Source organism: Micrococcus sp. Mcc28 (genome assembly GCF_024519775.1).
GTDB classification, from domain to species: Bacteria; Actinomycetota; Actinomycetes; order Actinomycetales; family Micrococcaceae; genus Micrococcus; species Micrococcus luteus.
In genome coordinates, this window is the sequence record NZ_JALJRH010000007.1 from 107,523 (window position 1) to 125,960 (window position 18,438).

General features: G+C 76.6%; 16 protein-coding genes. 13 read left to right on the plus strand and 3 right to left on the minus strand.

The annotated features are described in order from the left end of the window. Positions 1-24: 24 nt before the first annotated feature. The 6 genes from NR073_RS05510 to NR073_RS05535 all read left to right on the plus strand — a co-directional run bounded on the left by NR073_RS05510 (position 25) and on the right by NR073_RS05535 (position 8,456). The gene (locus NR073_RS05510) at positions 25-1,161 is read left to right on the plus strand and encodes a GuaB3 family IMP dehydrogenase-related protein (RefSeq protein ID WP_060974318.1); all 1,137 of its coding nucleotides are present in this window, start codon (positions 25-27) and stop codon (positions 1,159-1,161) included. A 47-nt stretch (positions 1,162-1,208) separates the two neighbouring features. Then, entirely contained in the window at positions 1,209-2,174 is a 966-nt protein-coding gene (locus NR073_RS05515) for an SURF1 family protein (RefSeq protein WP_036340919.1), read from the plus strand. Next, positions 2,171-2,719: a DUF3817 domain-containing protein gene (locus NR073_RS05520; protein WP_036340922.1), complete on the plus strand. Its 549-nt coding sequence runs from the start codon at positions 2,171-2,173 to the stop codon at positions 2,717-2,719. The genes NR073_RS05515 and NR073_RS05520 overlap by 4 nt, the downstream gene beginning before the upstream one ends. 22 nt (positions 2,720-2,741) lie before the next feature. After that, the gene (guaA, locus tag NR073_RS05525; RefSeq protein ID WP_153043222.1) at positions 2,742-4,361 is read left to right on the plus strand and encodes a glutamine-hydrolyzing GMP synthase; all 1,620 of its coding nucleotides are present in this window, start codon (positions 2,742-2,744) and stop codon (positions 4,359-4,361) included. Positions 4,362-4,459: 98 nt separating this feature from the next. Further along, positions 4,460-8,227, plus strand: coding sequence for a DUF4011 domain-containing protein (locus NR073_RS05530; RefSeq protein WP_206482075.1), 3,768 nt, complete (start codon positions 4,460-4,462; stop codon positions 8,225-8,227). After that, entirely contained in the window at positions 8,217-8,456 is a 240-nt protein-coding gene (locus NR073_RS05535; RefSeq protein WP_134377071.1) for a hypothetical protein, read from the plus strand. Before NR073_RS05530 ends, NR073_RS05535 begins: the two co-directional genes overlap by 11 nt. A 20-nt stretch (positions 8,457-8,476) precedes the next feature. Here NR073_RS05535 and NR073_RS05540 read toward each other — a convergent pair whose 3' ends face one another. Both NR073_RS05540 and NR073_RS05545 read right to left on the minus strand, forming a co-directional pair. Then, positions 8,477-8,755: an FmdB family zinc ribbon protein gene (locus tag NR073_RS05540; RefSeq protein ID WP_041104378.1), complete on the minus strand. Its 279-nt coding sequence runs from the start codon at positions 8,753-8,755 to the stop codon at positions 8,477-8,479. An 88-nt stretch (positions 8,756-8,843) separates the two neighbouring features. Further along, the gene (locus NR073_RS05545) at positions 8,844-9,509 is read right to left on the minus strand and encodes a 5-formyltetrahydrofolate cyclo-ligase (protein ID WP_220482134.1); all 666 of its coding nucleotides are present in this window, start codon (positions 9,507-9,509) and stop codon (positions 8,844-8,846) included. 57 nt (positions 9,510-9,566) lie between these two features. On the opposite strand from NR073_RS05545, the gene NR073_RS05550 reads away from it, so the two are divergent. The 3 genes from NR073_RS05550 (at position 9,567) to NR073_RS05560 (ending at position 12,442) form a co-directional block, all read left to right on the plus strand. Then, positions 9,567-10,193 carry a GNAT family N-acetyltransferase gene (locus NR073_RS05550; RefSeq protein WP_134377070.1) on the plus strand — a complete coding sequence of 209 codons (627 nt, stop codon included), beginning with the start codon at positions 9,567-9,569 and terminating at the stop codon, positions 10,191-10,193. A gap of 76 nt (positions 10,194-10,269) precedes the next feature. After that, positions 10,270-11,184 carry a hypothetical protein gene (locus tag NR073_RS05555; RefSeq protein ID WP_134377069.1) on the plus strand — a complete coding sequence of 305 codons (915 nt, stop codon included), beginning with the start codon at positions 10,270-10,272 and terminating at the stop codon, positions 11,182-11,184. 22 nt (positions 11,185-11,206) lie between these two features. Next, positions 11,207-12,442 carry a phosphotransferase gene (locus NR073_RS05560; protein ID WP_134377068.1) on the plus strand — a complete coding sequence of 412 codons (1,236 nt, stop codon included), beginning with the start codon at positions 11,207-11,209 and terminating at the stop codon, positions 12,440-12,442. Positions 12,443-12,501: 59 nt separating this feature from the next. On the opposite strand, the gene NR073_RS05565 is transcribed toward NR073_RS05560, so the two are convergent. Beyond that, complete coding sequence (locus NR073_RS05565; protein WP_134377067.1) at positions 12,502-14,337, minus strand: hypothetical protein; 1,836 nt, start codon at positions 14,335-14,337, stop codon at positions 12,502-12,504. Positions 14,338-14,496: 159 nt separating this feature from the next. On the opposite strand from NR073_RS05565, the gene NR073_RS05570 reads away from it, so the two are divergent. The 4 genes from NR073_RS05570 (at position 14,497) to NR073_RS05585 (ending at position 18,366) form a co-directional block, all read left to right on the plus strand. Continuing rightward, positions 14,497-14,973: an NUDIX hydrolase gene (locus NR073_RS05570; protein WP_101965826.1), complete on the plus strand. Its 477-nt coding sequence runs from the start codon at positions 14,497-14,499 to the stop codon at positions 14,971-14,973. Beyond that, the gene (locus NR073_RS05575; protein ID WP_134377066.1) at positions 14,970-16,130 is read left to right on the plus strand and encodes a glycine betaine ABC transporter substrate-binding protein; all 1,161 of its coding nucleotides are present in this window, start codon (positions 14,970-14,972) and stop codon (positions 16,128-16,130) included. Before NR073_RS05570 ends, NR073_RS05575 begins: the two co-directional genes overlap by 4 nt. An 84-nt stretch (positions 16,131-16,214) precedes the next feature. Further along, positions 16,215-17,453, plus strand: a complete 1,239-nt coding sequence (locus tag NR073_RS05580) for a pyridoxal phosphate-dependent aminotransferase (RefSeq protein WP_134377065.1) — start codon at positions 16,215-16,217, stop codon at positions 17,451-17,453. Further along, a complete protein-coding gene (locus NR073_RS05585; protein WP_256748659.1) occupies positions 17,446-18,366 on the plus strand; it encodes a PPK2 family polyphosphate kinase in 921 nt (306 codons plus the stop codon). The genes NR073_RS05580 and NR073_RS05585 overlap by 8 nt, the downstream gene beginning before the upstream one ends. Positions 18,367-18,438 lie beyond the last annotated feature (72 nt).

Consider the following 18,438-nt stretch of genomic DNA (forward strand, 5'->3'; position numbering starts at 1 on the left):
TGGCGCCTGGGCTAGGCTGGCCCGGTGACGAACCAGATTGAGATCGGCCGCGGCAAGCGCGGCCGCCGGGCCTTCTCCCTCGACGACGTGTCCGTGGTGCCCGCGCGGCGCACCCGGGATCCCCAGGATGTCAGCCTCACGTGGCGCATCGACGCCTACACGTTCGACATGCCCGTGATCGGTGCGCCCATGGACTCCGTGATGAGCCCGGAGACCGCCATCGCGATGGGGCGGCTGGGCGGTCTCGGCGTCCTCAACCTCGAGGGCCTGTGGACCCGCCACGAGGACCCGCGCCCGCTGCTCGAGGAGATCGCCGCCCTCGAGGCCGGCCCGGCCGGGACCGAGGCCACCCGCATGCTGCAGGAGGCCTACGCGGCCCCCATCCGCCCCGATCTGATCACCGAGCGCCTCGCGCAGATCCGCGAGGCCGGCGTCGTCGTCGCGGGCTCGCTGACCCCGCAGAACACGCAGGAGTTCTACCGCACCGTCGTGGCGGCGGGTGTGGACCTGTTCGTCATCCGCGGCACCACCGTCTCGGCCGAGCACGTCTCCTCCACCCAGGAGCCGCTGGACCTCAAGCAGTTCATCTACGAGCTGGACGTGCCCGTGATCGTGGGCGGGGCGGCCGGCTACACGCCGGCCCTGCACCTGATGCGCACCGGCGCGGCCGGCGTGCTCGTCGGCTTCGGCGGCGGCGCGTCCACCACCACGCGCCGCGCCATGGGCATCCGTGTGCCGATGGCCACGGCCATCTCGGACATCGCCGAGGCGCGCCGCGACTACATGGACGAGTCCGGCGGCCGCTACGTGCACGTGATCGCCGACGGCGGCGTCTCCACCTCGGGGGAGATCGTCAAGGCGATCGCCATGGGCGCGGACGCGGTCGTCCTGGGCGCCGCCCTGGCCCGCGCCACCGACGCCCCCGGCGGCGGCTGGCACTGGGGCCTCGAGGCCGTCCACCCGGAGCTGCCGCGCGGGCACCGCACCCACGTGGGCCAGGTGGCTCCGCTCGAGGAGGTCCTGTGGGGGCCCGGCCGCCACGCGGACGGCACGTCCAACCTGATGGGCGGCCTGAAGCGCGCCATGGCCACCTGCGGCTACACCGAGCTCAAGGACTTCCAGAAGGTGGAGGTCCTCGTGACCCCCACCCAGGCCGTCTGATCCCCGCCGCCGCATGGCGGCACCCCGACCGGAAGAGTTGATACGGCGTGCTGCGCACCGCCCTCAAGCCCGTCTGGCTGGCCACCCTGGTGCTGGCCCTCGTGGCGGCCGCGGTCTTCGTGGCGCTGTCCAAGTGGCAGTTCGAGTCCGCGGAGACGAACGCGCCGCCGCCGCGCACCCAGACCGAGCACGCCGTGCCGTTCCTGGAGCACGTGCGCCCCTACGAGGCCCTGCTCGGCTCGCAGGCAGACCAGGTCGTCACGGTCGAGGGGGAGTTCGTGCCCGGCACGGACGTCCTGGTCGGCCCGCGCCTGCTGAACGGCCGCGACGGCTACTGGACGGTCACGGCCCTCCGGGTGGCCGGCGCCCCGGACGGCGAGGTCGTCCCGGTGGTCCGCGGCTGGTCGGCCCGCGCCGACGTCGTGGACCCCGCGCCCGCCGGGCAGGTCACCGTCACCGGACGCCTGCTGCCCCCGGACGGGCCCCTGCCGCGTGAGGCAGCGGCCGAGGACACCGCCGACCGGCTCCTGTACCGCAGCCTGGCCCCGGCCCAGCTGGTGAACGTGTGGGACGAGCCGTCCTACGCGGCGTACGTCGCGGCGTTCGAGATGGTCGACGCCGCGGGCGCCGAGACGGGCGCGGCCGGCCCCGGCGGGCTCGAGCCGGTGTGGGTGGCCCCGCAGCCGGAGGAGACCCAGATCATCTGGCTCAACGTCTTCTACGCCGTGGAATGGATGCTCTTCGCCGGCTTCGCCCTGTTCCTGTGGTGGCGGTTCGTCCGCGACGACCACGTCCGGGACGAGCACGAGCGCCGGCTCGACGAGGAGTGGGCCGCGCAGTGGCGCGCCGAGGAGCTCGAGCGGCGCCGGGCGGCCGCGCGCGAGGCCAAGGAGCGGGCCGTCGCGGCACAGTCCGCGGCGCACCCACGCCAGGACCACGACGACGACGGGGCCGCGCGCCCCGACCCCCGCGACCCGGGCCCCCGTGGGCCCCGAGAGGAGCAGAGCCGATGAGCACCCAGCACCCCGGCCCCCAGCCGGTGGACCCGGCGAGCCTGCCGGATCCCGAGGACATCACGGAGGCCGACCTGCCCGAGCCGCCCCCGCGGCCAGGCCGGGAGCATCGCCGTTTCGCCGGCACCCAGCAGCAGATCCGCTCCGCCACCCGCCTCTACGTGGTGTGCGCGTGGATCACCGGCATCATGCTCCTGCTGCTCGTGGCGGAGATGGTGCTGAAGTACGGCATGCACGTGGAGCTCTACGCGGGCGGCACCACCCTGGACGGAGAGGCCAACGGCCTGGGGCTGCACCCCACGGACAGCGTGACCGGGGGAGTGAACCTGTCCCTGTTCATCCTCATCGCCCACGGCTGGATGTACGTGGTGTACCTGCTCGCCTCGTTCCGCCTGTGGTCCCTGATGCGCTGGGAGCCGCTGCGCCTGCTGGCGATGGCCGGCGGCGGCGTCGTGCCGTTCCTGTCCTTCGTGGTGGAGAAGCGCATGACCCGCGTGGTCCGGGACGAGCTGCACCGCTTCCCGGACGCCGCGCGGCGCTACTGAGCGCCTCGACTATCCTGGACGGGTGACGCAGAATGCCCCCCACCCCGACACCCCCGCCCCGCTCAGCGACGTGATGCCCACGGTGCTGGTGCTGGACTTCGGCGCCCAGTACGCACAGCTCATCGCGCGTCGTGTGCGCGAGGCCAACGTCTACTCCGAGGTCGTGCCCGCCTCCACCCCGGCGGCGCAGATCCTGGAGCGCAAGCCCGCGGCGCTGATCCTCTCGGGCGGGCCGTCGTCGGTGTACGAGCCCGGCGCCCCGCAGCTGGATCCGGCGCTGCTCGAGGCCGGGGTGCCCGTGCTGGGCCTGTGCTACGGCTTCCAGTCGATTGCGCACGCCCTCGGCGGCACCGTGGCCAAGACCGGCACCCGGGAGTACGGCTCCACCCGCCTGGACTCGGTGGACGCCGACTCCGTGCTGTTCGCGGGCCAGGACCTCGAGCAGGTCGTGTGGATGTCCCACGGGGACGCCGTGACGCAGGCGCCCGAGGGCTTCGCCGTGACGGCCTCCACCGCGGGCGCCCCCGTCGCCGCGTTCGAGGACCGCGAGCGCCGCATCTTCGGCGTGCAGTGGCATCCCGAGGTGGGCCACTCCTCCCGCGGCCAGCGGGTGCTCGAGCAGTTCCTGCACGTGGGTGCGGGCCTGGGCTCGGACTGGACGGCCAGCGGGGTGATCGAGGAGCAGGTCGAGCGCATCCGCGAGCAGATCGGGGACAAGCGGGCCATCTGCGGCCTGTCCGGCGGCGTGGACTCCGCCGTGGCCGCGGCCCTCGTGCAGCGCGCCATCGGCGACCGCCTCACCTGCGTCTACGTGGACCACGGCCTCATGCGCGAGGGCGAGTCCGCCGAGATCGAGCAGGCCTTCGGCGAGGCCCACGGCGGCGCCCGCCTCGTGATGGTGGACGCGCGCGAGGACTTCCTGTCCGCGCTGGCCGGCGTCACCGACCCCGAGACCAAGCGCAAGATCATCGGCGAGCGGTTCATCCGCACCTTCGAGAAGGCGCAGGCGGACATCGTCCTCGAGTCCGAGCACGACCCGGACGCCACCGAGGTCCGCTTCCTCGTGCAGGGCACGCTCTACCCGGACGTCGTCGAGTCCGGCGGCGGGGACGGGGCGGCCAACATCAAGTCCCACCACAACGTGGGCGGCCTGCCGGACGACATCGAGTTCGAGCTGTGCGAGCCGCTGCGCGAGCTGTTCAAGGACGAGGTCCGCGCCGTGGGCGCCGAGCTCGGCCTGCCTGAGGGCATCGTGCACCGCCAGCCGTTCCCGGGCCCGGGTCTGGGCATCCGCATCATCGGCGAGGTCACCCAGGAGCGCCTGGACCTGCTGCGCCGCGCGGACGCGATCGTGCGCGCCGAGCTCACCGCGGCCGGGCTGGACCGCCAGATCTGGCAGTGCCCGGTGGTGCTGCTCGCGGACGTGCGCTCCGTGGGCGTACAGGGTGACGGCCGCACCTACGGCCACCCGGTCGTCCTGCGCCCCGTCACCAGCGAGGACGCCATGACGGCGGACTGGGCCCGGATCCCGGACGACGTCCTGTCCCGCATCTCGAACCGCATCACCAACGAGGTCGACGGCGTCAACCGCGTCGTGCTCGACGTGACCAGCAAGCCGCCGGGCACCATCGAGTGGGAGTGAGCGGCGCGTCCGGCGCCGCATCCGGCCGCCCCTGACCGGGGCGGCCGTCCGCACGAAGACCGCCTGGACCCAGGCGACGGAGGAAGGACCGCACGCACGTGACCGAGCAGGAGTTCCCGCGCCTGGCCCGCGCCCGCGCCGCCGCACGCCCCGACGAGGGGCAGACCCGCCCCGACCCGGCCGCCTGGGTGTCCTCCCTGGGCTCGGGCGCCGAGAACGACACGATGCTGCGGTTCGCGCCCTCGGCGGCCAACAGCATCGACCTCACGGAGGCGAACTCCTCCGGCGTCTCGCAGCTGCTGCTGGGGCGGCGCACCCGCCTGTCCACCCTGCTGCCGGCCGGCCCGGTGCTGGACGCGGCGCACGAGGTCTCCCTCGGCCTGCGCGCCAAGGTCCGCGAGCTGGCGGAGGAGCGCGGCATCGACGTCGGCGCGCTCGCCGTGGGCGTGGCCACGTGGACGGCCGAGGAGGACGGCCGGCGGGAGCGCCGCTCCGCCCCCGTGCTGCTGGCCCGCGTGGCCCTGACGGTGCGCCGCGGCGCCCGGGGCCGGGACGAGCTGGAGGTCCAGATCACCGAGCCGGCCCGCCTGAACCCGGCGCTCGTGCGGAACCTGCGCCGGCACCACGGCATCGCCCTGGACCCCGAGGCGTACCAGCAGGCCGCCTACGCCACGGCGCGCCTCGAGCCCGCCCCCGCGTTCGCCCGCCTGCGCGAGGAGACCGCCGCGATCGCGGACCTGCACATCCAGGATTGCCTGCTCGTCTCCACGTTCGCGGACCTCGGCGAGACCGCCTCCCTGCCCGCCTCCCTCGAGGATCTGCCGGTCGTGCAGGCCCTGTACGACGCCGGGACCGGCATGGTGCCCCGCCCGGCGGCGCTGCAGCCCACGGGCGCGCCCGCGGAGGATGACGTCGCCCCGGCGGACGAGCGCCTCGTCGTCGACGTCGACGCCGCCCAGGCACGCGTGCTCGAGCACGCCGCGGCGGGGGAGTCCCTCGTGGTGGCGGCCGCCCCCGGCACCGGGCAGACCCAGACCGCCGCCGCCCTGGCCGCGCGCCTGGCCTGGGAGGGTCGGCGCGTGCTGGTCGTGGCCGAGCGCTCCGCCGCCCTGGCCGACGTGCTCGACCGCCTCGAGGAGGCGGACCTGCGCTCGATCGCGCTGGATGTGCCCGCCAACGCGGACCCCGAGCTGCTCCGCCGCCAGCTCGTGCAGGCCGTCCTGCGCTCCGAGCGGGCCGTGGACCCCGACACCGCCCGGGACGAGGCCGCCCTGACCGAACGACGGCGCCGGCTGCAGGAGCACGTCGGCTCACTGCACCACGTCCGCCCCCGCTGGGGCTGCTCGCCGTTCCAGGCGATGCAGGCCCTGGCCGCCCTGACCGGGCTCGAGACGCCGCCGGCCACCACCGTGCGCCTCAAGCGCTCCGTGCTGGACTCCACCGTGAACCGGCAGGCCGTGGGCGAGCAGCTCGTGCGCGCCGGGGAGCTCGGCGCGTTCTCGGCCGCCGCCACCGAGAGCCGCTGGTTCGGCGCCCGCGTGCGCAACGTGCAGGAGACCGAGGCCGCCTCGGAGCTGGCCGACGAGCTGGCGGCCGCCCTGCACACCACCCGGCGCGCCGTGGACACCGCCGCCGCCCAGGCCGGCCTGCGCCCCGAGCGCACGGTGGCCGGCTGGGCGGAGCAGGCGGACCTCTACCGCCGTGTGGCCCGCACCCTCACCGAGTTCACCCCCGAGGTGTTCTCCCTCGACGTGCCCCAGCTGGTCGCGGCGACCGCCACCAGCTCGTGGCGGCGCCTCCACCTGGTCGAGATGTCCTCGGTGACCCGGTCCCGCCTGCGCCGCGCGGCGAAGGACGCGGTCCGCCCGGGCGTGCAGCCCACGGACCTGCACGGCGCCCTCGTGGACGCCGCCGCCGTCCTGGAGGACTGGAACCGCCACGCCGCCGAGCCGGGCACGCCCCCGCAGGTGCCGGACCAGGGCGAGCACGTGATGGGCCAGGTCGGCCAGGTGCGCGAGCGCCTACGCCGGCTCGAGGGCGTCCTCGCCCCGGAGGCCGTGGCCGAGGCGCCCTTGGAGGAGCGGGACGTGGACGACCTCGTGGCCGCCGTCGACGGGCTCGTGGCGGACCGCGACACCCTGGCCACGCTGCCCGAGCGCACCCTCGTGCTGGACAGCCTGCGCGACCACGGCCTGGCGGAGCTGCTCGAGGACCTGCGCGACCGCGAGGTGCCCACCGAGGCCCTGACCGCCGAGCTCGAGTTGGCGTGGTGGCAGTCCGCGCTCGAGGCGATGATCTCCGGGGACGACTTCCTGGCCATGATGAGCGGCACGGACCTGGCGGAGGTCGAGCGCGGGTTCCGCGACCTGGACCGCGCCCATCTCGAGCGCGGCGGCGCCCGGCTCTCCGCCGCGCTGGCCGCGCGCTGGCGGGAGGCGCTGCGCACCTATCGCGCGGACGCGGCCGTGCTGCGCACCCTGCTCAAGCAGGGCAGCCCCACGGTCGAGTCCCTGGCCACGATCACCCCCGAGCTCCTGCAGCCGCTCGTGCCGGTGGTCACCACCTCGCCCATGGCCCTGTCCGAGTTCCCCCCGGAGTGGCGCGCCGACGTCGTCGTGCTGCTGGAGGCCGACGCGACCGCCCTGGCCACCGCGATGGGCGCGCTCACCCGCGCCCCCCAGGTGGTGGCCTTCGGCGACCCGGTGATCGGGCGCCCGCAGTCGTTCCAGGTGTCCGTGGACCCGACGGCGACCGCCGGGCCCCTGCGCCCGCTGCGCTCGGCCCACGACGCGCTGGACGAGGTGCTGCCCACCCTGCCGCTGCGCACCGTGCACCGCCCCCTCGAGCGGCGCCTGGTGCGCCTGCTCTCCGCGCTCGCCTATGACGGCGCCCTGGACGCGCTGCCCACCGCGGGCGAGGCCACCGGCCGGGATCGTGCCGTCACGGCCGAGTACCTGCCCGAGGGCACCGGCATCCCGATGACCGGCGGCGACGTGGTCGAGTCCACGAACGCCGAGGTCGCCCGCACCGTGGAGCGGGTGTTCGAGCACATCCGCGACCGGCCCGAACAGTCCCTGGCCGTGGTCACGGTGTCCGAGCAGCACGCCCGCAGGGTGGCCGCCGCCGTGCAGGCCACGGCCGCGCAGGCGCCGTGGGCCCACGAGTTCCTCGCCCGTGGCCGCGGCGAGGACGCCGCCGACGCCGAGCCGTTCGTGATCGTGCCGGTCGTGCGCGCCGCCTCCGTGGTGCGTGACGCCGTGATCCTCACCCCCGGCTACGGCCGCACCCCGCACGGCCGCGTGGTGCACCACTTCGGCGCCTTCTCCGACCCGGACGGCGAGCGCATGGTCACGGTTGCGCTCACCCGCGCCCGCCGGCGCCTGCACCTCGTCTCGGCGCTGCGCGCCGCGGACCTGGACGAGGACCGGCTCGACGGCGGCGCCCTCTGGTTCCTGCGGCTGCTCGAGGCCTACCTGGGCGACGACGCCGCGGACCCCGTGGGCATGGTGGGCGATCCGCTGCTGGCCGATCTGCGCGACCGGCTCGAGGAGCACGGCGCCCGGGTCCTGCCCCGCTACGCCGGCGTCATGGACCTGGCCGTGCTCGATCCGCGCGCGGACGAGGCGCCCCGTCCGCTGGCCCTGGCCGGCGACGGTGGCGAGGTGTACCGCGCCCTCACGGTGCGGCAGCGCTCGCGGACCCTGCCCGAGGGGCTCGAGGCCCGCGGCTGGGAGCCCCGGACCCTGTGGTCGATCGACGTGTTCGCGGACCCGGAGTCCGTGGCCCGCGAGCTGGCCGACCGGCTGGGCGTGGAGCCGGCGGACGAGACGGACGAGACCGACGAGACCGACGACGATGCCCGCTGACGGCGCGCCGCGCCGCCGCGGCCCGCGCCGGGCGGACGCCCCGGGCACCGGCCCGGCCACCGCCGACGGCCGCGAGCCGCGCCTGCCCGGGATGCCCCGGCTGACCGGGCAGGCCGGGACGTCGCCGGCGACCGCGCCGACCGGACATGAGGCCGGGGTCGAGACCGGTGCGGCCGAGGCCGAGCGCGACCGCTGGCTGCGCGAGCAGCGCCCGCCCCACTGGGGCTGAGCCGGCCCGATGCGGCCGGGTCAGTCCGCGGGGGCGGAGGACGAGGACGACGTCGAGGACGTCGAGGACCCGGCGGCCGAGTCCGAGGTCGATCCGCCGGCCGAGCCGGTGCCCCCGGTGCCGGAGCGCGAGTCGGTCCGGTAGAACCCGGAGCCCTTGAAGCTCACGCCGACCGAGCCGTACTGCTTGCGCAGGACGCCGCCGCACGCGGGGCACTCGGTGAGGGCGTCGTCGGTGAAGGCCTGGACGACGTCGAAGGCGTGGCCGCAGTCCTTGCAGCGGTAGGCGTAGGTGGGCATGCTCAGCTCCAGCTCGCTCGGGGCGCGCCGGGGCGCGCGGTTCTGGGGGGATCCGACCCCCGATGCTACTCCGCGCCGCGGGCCGGGCTCAGACCCAGCGCAGCCCGGCCGCGGTGACGACGCCGTCCACGGGCCGGTCCGTGGGCTCGGCAGGGATGGCGCCCGCCGGCAGCAGCTCGTCCTCGAACACGAGGGCCACGGTCGGCACGCTCCGCGGCAGCTCGGCGAGGAAGCGGTCGTAGTAGCCCCCGCCCTGGCCCAGGCGCATCCCGTCCTCGGCCACCGCGAGCGCCGGCATGACCACCGCGGTCGCCGCCGCCAGCGCGTCGGTCCCGAGCCGTTCGCCCACGGGCTCGTCCACGGGGGCGTTCGCCGCGCGCGCCGTCGCGACCTCCGGGTGCCACGGAGTCCAGCTCAGGCGGCGTTCCGGCTCGATCACGGGGACGAGCACCCGCGACCCGGCGGCCAGCAGGCGCGTGCGCAGCACACCGGTGTCCGGCTCGGTGGCCATCGGCAGCACGGTGGCCACCACCGGGGCGGTCCCGTCCGCGGTCGCCGCGGCCACGCGCGGACCCAGCCACGCCCACAGGTGCTCGACGGCCGCCGCGGACTCGGCGGCGCGGCGCGCGGGGGAGCGGTCGCGGCGGGCGGTGCGCAGGCGGGCACGCAGGGCGGCCTTGGCGTCCACGACGTCGTCGACGCCGGCGACGGGGCCCGTGGCGGCGGGCTCGGGCACGGGAGGGGGAGTGCGCATGTCCCCATGATGCCCGCCGCACCGGAGCCGCGCCCGGCCGCGCATAGGATCGACGCCATGTCCTGGCAGCGTTCCCCCTGGCCCGTGACCCTGCGGCACGGCACCCTCGCCCTGCGGCCGCTGCGGAGGCGGGACCGGGAGGCGTGGGAGGAGCAGCGGGCGCACAACCGCGAGTGGCTGACGCCGTGGGATGCGACGAGCCCCGTGCCGGGCGCGGGCCCGGCGTCGTTCGGGCAGATGGTTCGCTGGCACGGCCGGCAGGGCCGGGACGGCAGCGCCTACACGTGGGGCATGGTCCTCGACGACGACCGCCCGGACCGGGACCGCCTGGTGGGGCTGCTGTCCCTGGGCGGGATCCAGTACGGCTCGGTGCTCTCCGGCTCGATCGGCTACTGGATCGACCGTCGCCAGGCCGGCCGGGGGCTGACCCCGACGGCCGTGGCCATGGCGACGGACTGGGCGTTCCGCAGCGCCGGTCTGCACCGGGTCGAGGTCAACATCCGCCCGGAGAACGCGGCCAGCCTGCGGGTCGTGGCGAAGCTCGGCCTGCGCGACGAGGGCCTGCGGCGCGCGTACCTGCACGTGGACGGCGCCTGGCGGGACCACCGGACGTTCGCGGTGACCGCCGAGGAGGTCCCCGACGGCCTGCTGGCCCGGTGGCTGGCCACCCGGCCGCGCCCCTGAACGGCCGACGGGACACGCCGCGTGCGGACACGCCCCGATGGCCGGACTGGTCCGCCCCCGGCGCTAGGCTGACCGCATGGACGAGACCACCGCGCCGACAAGGGCCGTGCAGGCCGCGCTCGACGCGCTGGCCGACGCCCGGGTGAGCGCGTCGCTGGTCATCGTGGCCCTCGTGGCCTTCCTGGCCTGGCGGCTCGTGCTGCGCCGCCATCGTCTCGCGTCCGCCCCCGCCCGCCCGTCGATGCCGAGGTCCTTCATGCACCGCCTGCAGAGCTCGCCCGCCGTCCGTGCCCTGACCGCCCGGTTCTCGGGCCGCCTGGGCGCCGCCGCCGACGCGGCGCGCGCCGCCCGCGGCCGGACCGGCCTGCACATCCGGTGGGGGCGCACGGCGCTGTTCCTCGCCGCCCTCGTGGCCCTGCTCGTGTTCCTCGTGGCCGGGCTGGCCGCCGCGTTCGGCGCGGGCACGCTCGCCCTGGCAGGCTGGTCGCTCCTGTTCGCCGTGGCCGGGCTGGCCGGCCTGCGGGCCCTCGCGGTCCGCGACCGCACCCGTCGCGCCCGGCCCGCCGCCGCCGTCGTCGTCCCGGAGTGCCCCACCGCCCCGGCGGCCGAGGAGCGGCAGGCCCCGCCCGCGGACCCCGAGCGGGACCGCCGCGTGCTGGAGACCGTGCTGGCCTTCGAGACCGAGGCGCCGCGTCCGGCCGCCGCGCCCGCCGCGCCCCGGGTCGAGCCCGTGGTGGTGACCGCCTCCGCCGCCGCCCCCGCAGCGGACCGTGCGGTGACCATCCCCACGGTGCCGCGCCCCACCTACCTGGACGCTCCGGAGATGGCCCGCCCCCTGCCGGCGCCGCTCGAGGCCCCCGCCCCCACCGGCGCGGACGCCCGGCTCCAGGACGCCGCGCGCACGGCGGACGATCAGATCAGCGCCGCCGCCGAGCAGGACATCGCCGCCCTGGACCTGGACAACGTCCTGGCGCGGCGCCGGGCCTGCTGAGCCCCGCCGGGCGGGAGCGCCCGTGAGCATCGACCGAGCCGCCGCGCGCCAGGCCGTCCGCGCGTCGGGCCAGCGCTGGCTGCGCACCCGAGCCGACGCCCTGCACCTGCAGCGGGGACGTCGGCTCGCGCGGGTCCTGGACCTGGACGTGATGACCGGACGCGCCGGCGAGGCTCGCGTGCGATCCCGCACCCTCGTCCTCGCCCGCGACCCCCGACACCTCGCCGCCCCTGCCGCGGCGTGCCCGCCCGTCCCGGGCGAGCGCGGGATCCTGGAGGACGGCACCCTGTGGTGGTGGGCCCCCGCCGACCCCGTCCTGCCGGGCCTCACGCTGACCGCCGATCCGGACGCGCTCGCGGCCCTGATCGGCACGGCGCCGGGCCGGGCCCGCCTCACGTGGCGCGGCTACCGGCCGCGGGACCGGGCGGTCCTGGCCGTCGAGGCGACCGGCGACGACGGCGTCGTGGGCCGCACGTTCCTGAAGGTGCTCCCGCCCGCGCGCGCCGCACGGGTTGCCCGGCGCATGGCCGCGGCGGGGGCGGCCGGGGTGCCGGTGCCCGCCGTCCTCGCGGCGCCGGAGCGCGGGGTGCTCCCGCTCGCGAGCGTGCCGGGCCTGCCCTGGCGGGCGTTGCTGGCCGGGCCCGAGGCCGCCGCGCTCGACCCCGCGCGGGTCGCCGCGCTGCTGGACCGGCTGCCGCCGGTGCCCGAGGAGCCCCCCGGCCCGGCCAGCCCCACGGCCGGGGCGGCCGGGGGCGCCGACGCGGACGACGGCGGACCCGCCGTCCTGCTCGAGCACGCCACGTGGGCCGCCGTCGTGCTGGACCCCGAGGCCCAGGACGAGGCCGCCGCCCGGGCGGACCGGATCCGCGCGGCGCTCGCGGCCGGGGACCCCGGCCCGCGCGTGCCCGTGCACGGCGACCTGCACCCGGGGAACCTGCACGTGGACGCCGCGGGGGAGCGGATCACCGGCGTGCTGGACGCCGACGACCTGGGCACGGGACACCGCGTGGACGACTGGGCCGTCCTGATCGCCCATCTCGAGGCGGGCGCCGCGGACCTCGGCGCCGGCGGCGCCGCGCTGCGCGCCGTGGCCGCACGGTTTCGGCGCCACGCCCGCAGCGAGGTCGACGAGGTGGCGCTGGCCGCCCGCGTCGCGACCGTGCTCGCCGCCCTCGCGGCGCAGCCGACCGCACCCCGCGCGGTGCGGTCCGCCCGCCGTGCCGCCGCCGACGCTGCCCTGGCCCGCGTCGGCCTCTGACCCGCGACGGCGGCCGCCGCAGTCGGGCCGGGCCGCCGGGCCGCCGCCTCGAGCGGCGGTCAGTCCGCGCCGAGCCCCTCGCGGAGCGCGTCGAGCTCGTCCCGGACGCGCGCGGCGCCGTCGTGGTCCCCGAGGGCGGACAGGCACTGGTGCAGGCCCGTGAGCGCGCCGAGGCGCACGAGCGTGGAGTCGGTGGAGTCGCACACCAGGCGGAAGAGCGTCGCGGCCTGCTCGGGGCTGCCGTCCTCGGCCACCACGTAGGCGGCGAAGAGCTCGGCCTGCGCGGCGCCCTCGCGGTCCCCGGCGGCGGTGAACAGGTCGGCGGCCTGCAGCGCGGTGGCGATCGCCTCCGGCCCCCGCTCGAGCGACCACAGGGCCCGGGCGCGGGTGTCCGTGTAGTCGGCCACCTGCCAGTCGGCGCCGGCGTACCGCACGAGGGCGAGCGCCTCCTCGAGGAGGTCGAGGCCCTCCGCCTGGCCGGACTCGCACAGCAGGTACCCGTGCGCGTGCAGCGCGGCCGGCAGTACCGCCGGGTCCTCGTCCACCGCCTGGCGCGCGGCCGCGACCGCCCGCTCGAACAGGTCGAGGGCGGAGGGCCGGGTGCGTTCGTCGCGCTCGCGGTTCACGAGGGCGCCGGCGGCCAGGAGCGTGCGCGCGGCGTCCTCCCACTGGCCGTGGGCCTCGAACAGGCCGGCCGCCTCCCGCCACAGGGGCAGCGCGTTCTCGGCGCGGTCCTGGTCGTGGTGGGCGTGGCCGAGGTCCACGAGGGCGCGGGCCTGCTCGACGTCCCGGCCGTGGGTGGCCTCGCGGCGCACCAACCGGGCGAGCAGGGGCTCGGCCTCGTCGGCGCGGCCGGCGAGCACGAGCTGGTGCGCCCACCAGTAGCTCAGGCTCGAGGCCTCCGGCGCCTCGGCCTTCTCCGCGTGCACGGAGGCCAGCTCCCACGCGGCCACGGCGACCTCCTCGTACCCGTCGAGGTCGCCGGCCACGCGCCCGGCCAGGGCCGCCGCGGAGGCCGCGCCGCGCCGCAGACCGACCGAGGCCATCCGCTCCGCCGCCTCGAGCGCCAGGTCGAGGGCCGCCGTCGGACGGTCCAGCTCATGGGCGGCGATCGCCCGCACCGTGGTGGCGGAGGCCAGGACGGCCCGGGCGGCGGGCAGCGCGGTGACGACGGCGGCCGCCGCGTCCGCCTCGGCGTGCTCGCCCCGCCACAGGTGCAGGCGGGCGAGCAGCAGGTGCGCGCTGGACCACGAGCCGGTGGGCAGCAGGGCACCGGCCGCGCGCAGCCCGCCCAGGACGGCGATGACGCGGCGGGCCAGCTCGAGCGCGGCGTCCAGGTCCCCGGTGTGCACGCGGTGCACGGCCAGGGCCAGGGCGGCCTCGGGCAGGACGGTGTCCCCGGGGTCCTCGCCGGGAGCGCCCGGCTCGTCCTCCACGACGCCGGCCAGCACCGCCGCCTCGACCGTGTCCGGATCGCGCACGAGGGCGGCGCCGAGCTGGGACTCGAGCCCGGCCTGCCGGGGCCGGCCGAGGTGGCGCAGCAGCGCCGCCCGGGCCTCCACCCAGCGGGTCAGGGCGGCCTCGTCCCCGACCTGGCCCGCGGCGACGGCGAGCGCCCGCAGCAGGGCGAGGCGGACGTCGTCCTGGCCGGGCACGAGCGCGGCGAGGCCGGAGTCGGCGAGGCGGGCGGACTCCCGGGGCTCGTCGCGCAGCGCGGCCTCGAGGGAGAGCTCCCACCAGCCGCGGGCGTCCAGGGCGGTCGGGGCGTCGGGCGCCGCGGTGCCGCGGGCCTGCCGGAGCAGGGCGCGCACCCGGTCCAGGGCGGCGTCGACGGCCGGCTCCACGGGGCCGCCGGAGGGGTCGTCCCGGTGGGGCGGGTCCTGCGGGGTGTCCACGGGCGCTGCTCCTTCCGGGGGTGGGACGGGTGGTCATCCAGCCTAGGGCGCGGGTCGGTGGACCGTGCCGCTGTTCGCGGTGGGCGGTGCTCGTAGACTGGCCGGGCCCGCAGCGTCGCCCGCCGCGGGCCGTCCCACTGCCGCCAGGAGTCCGCAGCCATGAGCACCACCCCCGCCGCCCCGGACGCCGCCGGAGCACACCCCGCCGGCCCGTTCCAGACGCGCGCCGGCGCCTACGCCCTGATCGTGGACGGCGGCCGCGTCCTGCTCAGCTCGTGGCAGGGGCCCGAGTTCCTGCAGTGGACGCTGCCCGGCGGCGGCATCGAGCTCGGCGAGAGCCCGGAGGAGGCGTGCCTGCGCGAGGTGTGGGAGGAGACCGGCCACACCGCCGAGCTCACGGGCCTGCTGGGCGTCACGACCGGGACGATCCCGGTGGAGAAGCGCCTGCGGGGCGAGCCGCTGCCCCTGCTCACCGTGCAGGTCCTCTACACCGCCCGCATCACGGGCGGCGTCCTGCGCCCTGAGGTCGGCGGATCCTCGACGGACGCACGCTGGTTCGACCTCGCGGAGCTCAGCGGGCTGCGCACCGCCTCCTGGGTCACCGAGGCGCTCGCCCGTGCCGGGGTGGCCACGTGAGCCGCCCCGCCCACCGCCGCCCGACGGCCCTCGCCGCCTCCGCCCTCGCGCTGTCGCTGGCGCTGGGGGCGTGCGCGCGGCAGGCGGACGCCCCGCCGACGCCCTCCGCGTCAGGCGCACCGATCACGGTCGTGCACGGCGGCGAGGGCCTGGAGGCCGCCGTCGCGGCGGTCCTGGCCCGTCACCTGCGCCTGCACGGCCACGCCGTGGGGGACGAGGACGGCGTCGCCGTGGAGCAGCCCGCGTGGTCCGCCGCCGGCGGGGACACGGTCGCCGTCGTGGACACCCTGGCCCTGGCCGCCGCCGCCGACCCCGCAGCGGCGCTGCCGTCCCCGCCGTCCCCGACGTCGACGCCGACGTCGACCCCGTCGTCGACGCCGACCGGGACGGAGGCCGGCCCGTCCGCGGACGCCGCGCCCACCCCCTCGGCCACCGCCTCAACCGCCGCCCCGAGCCCCACCGCGCTGCCCGTCGGCGACCCCGCGGCCGACGCCCCGGCGGCCGGGCGCGTCCTGGAGACGCTGCTCGCCGAGGAGACGGCCGCGGCGGGGACACCGCAGGCCGAGGCCCCGGCGGTGCTGTCCTCGTCGGCGGGTGTGCTGCGCCTGACCGCGGTCGTCACCCAGCCCACCGCGGCCCGGCTCGAGCTCGAGTCGATCACGGACCTCAACGGCCGGTGCGAGTCGCTCACCGCCGTCGCACCCCCGCCCCTGACCGCCGCGGCGGGCCCGGACGCGGCCACGGCCCTGCGCACCCGCCTGGACCGGCTCGCCGGCTGCCGTCCCGAGACCTGGCTGGCCGACACCGAGGACCCGACCGCCGCCGTCGTCGCGGACGAGGCCCAGGTCGCGCTGCTGACCGGCACGGATCCGGAGATCGACGCGAACACGCTCGTCCCGCTCGAGGACGACGGCCGCGTGCTCCCGGAGGGGCGGCTGACCGCCGTCGGCTCCGCCGCGACGCTGGACGACGACGCCGAACGGCGCATCGCCGAGGTGATGTCCGCCCTCGACGGCGACGGCCTGCGGGAGCTCGAACGGCTCACCACGGGCGCCGACCCGCTTCCGGTCGCCGAGGCCGCGCAGTACTGGCTGGTGGACCATGGCCTGGAGGACGCGCCCGAGGACTGGTTCGTGCCCCGCGGCTCCTGGTTCTGAGCTCGCACGGGGGCGGGGTGCCGGCCCGCGTCGCACGAGCTCGACTGTGACGCACACCGCCCGGGGGGTGCCATGATGGGGGGCATGCCGAGCCCGCATCCCCGCCAGATCCGCCAGTCCGCCAAGCTGCTGAACGTCCGCTACGACGTGCGCGGCCCCATCCTGGAGGAGGCGCAGCGGATGGAGGCCGCGGGCCACCGGATCATGAAGCTGAACATCGGCAACCCGGCCCCGTTCGGCTTCGAGGCGCCGGACGCCGTCCTGGCGGCGATGCACCAGCACCTGCCGCACGCGCAGGGCTACTCGGACTCCAAGGGCATCTACTCGGCGCGCACCGCCGTCTCGCAGTACTACGAGTCCCGGGGCATCCGGGACATCGGCGTGGACGACGTGTTCATCGGCAACGGCGTGTCCGAGATGATCACGATGGTCCTGCAGGCCCTGGTCGACGACGGCGACGAGATCCTCGTCCCCTCGCCCGACTACCCGCTGTGGACCGGCGCCACCACCCTGGCCGGGGGCCGGGCGGTGCACTACCGCTGCGTCGAGGAGGAGGGCTGGGAGCCCGATCTCGAGCACATCGAGTCCCTCATCACGGAGCGCACCAAGGGCATCGTCCTGATCAACCCGAACAACCCCACCGGCGCGGTCTACTCCCGCGCCGTGCTGCAGGGCATCGTGGACGTGGCCCGCCGCCACAACCTCGTCCTCATGGCGGATGAGATCTACGAGAAGATCACCTACGACGGCGCCCGCCACATCAACGCCGCCGGCCTGTCCGACGACGTGCTCACCCTGACGTTCTCCGGCCTGTCCAAGGCGTACCGGGTGGCGGGCTACCGCTCCGGCTGGGTGGCCGTGTCCGGGCCGAAGCACCGGGCCGCCGACTTCCTCGAGGGCCTGACCCTGCTGGCCAACATGCGGATGTGCGCCAACGTGCCGGCGCAGCACGCCATCCAGGTGGCACTGGGCGGCTACCAGTCCATCAACGACCTCGTCCTGCCCGGCGGTCGACTGCTCGAGCAGCGCAACCTCGCCCAGGACCGCCTGAACGCCATCCCCGGCGTGTCCGTGCAGCCGGCTCACGGCGCCCTCTACCTGTTCCCGCGGCTGGACCCGGAGGTCTACGCGATCGACGACGACGAGGCGTTCGTCATCGAGCTGCTGCGGGCGAAGAAGATCCTCGTCTCGCACGGCGGGGCGTTCAACTACCCGCACAGCGACCACTTCCGGCTCGTCACGCTGCCCAGCGTGAAGGACCTGAGCGTGGCCCTGGACCGCCTCGAGGACTTCCTCGAGGACTGGAGGGAGCGCCATGGCTGACACCCCGGCCACCGCGGCGGGCCGGCCCGCCCGCGCCACCGACGACGACGGCGTCTTCGACGCCCCCGCGCGGGAGCTGTTCGCCGCCCGCCGCGGGGACGAGGTCCGGGGCCCGGCCGACGTCGACGCCGCCGCGACGCCCGGCTACGGCGGGGACAAGGCGAAGGGCAAGAAGGACCTGGCCGCGCGCGGCCGGGCGCTCGCCGACCTGCAGGAGCTGCTGTTCGCCCAGTCGGTGCGCGACGCGCCCGTGGGAGAGGTGCCGTCCCTGCTGGTGATCCTGCAGGGCATGGACACCGCCGGCAAGGGCGGGATCATGCGCCACGTGATCGGGGCGATGGACCCGCAGGGCGTCCACCTGCACGCGTTCAAGGTGCCGACCCCGGAGGAGCGCGCCCACGACTTCCTGTGGCGCATCCGACCGCATCTGCCGCGGCCCGGCCTGGTCTCCGTGTTCGACCGCTCGCACTACGAGGACGTGCTCGTGCACCGCGTGCGCGGGCTCTCCCCGCTGGCCGAGGTGGAGGAGCGCTACGGGGCGATCCGCGAGTTCGAGGCGGCCGTGCGCGCCGCGGGGACGCGGATCGTCAAGGTGATGCTGCGGATCTCGCCGGAGGAGCAGGCCGAGCGCCTGCTGGCCCGCCTGGACGACCCCACGAAGCACTGGAAGTTCAGCGAGGGCGACCTCGACGACCGCGCGTACTGGGACCAGTACACGGACGCGTACCGGATCGCGATCGAGCGGACGGACACCGAGGACGCGCCGTGGTTCATCGTGCCGGCGGACCGCAAGTGGTTCGCGCGGCTGGCGGTGCAGCAGCTGATCATCGAGACCCTGCAGGGGATGGGGCTGGACTGGCCGAAGGCCGACTTCGACGTCGCGGCCGCCCGCCGTCGCCTGCTGGCGGGCTGAGCGCCGCCGTCGTCGCGCTGGGCGGGCAGTGGTGGCCGGACCTTGCCAAGCACGGGGTCGCGGTGAGTCGAT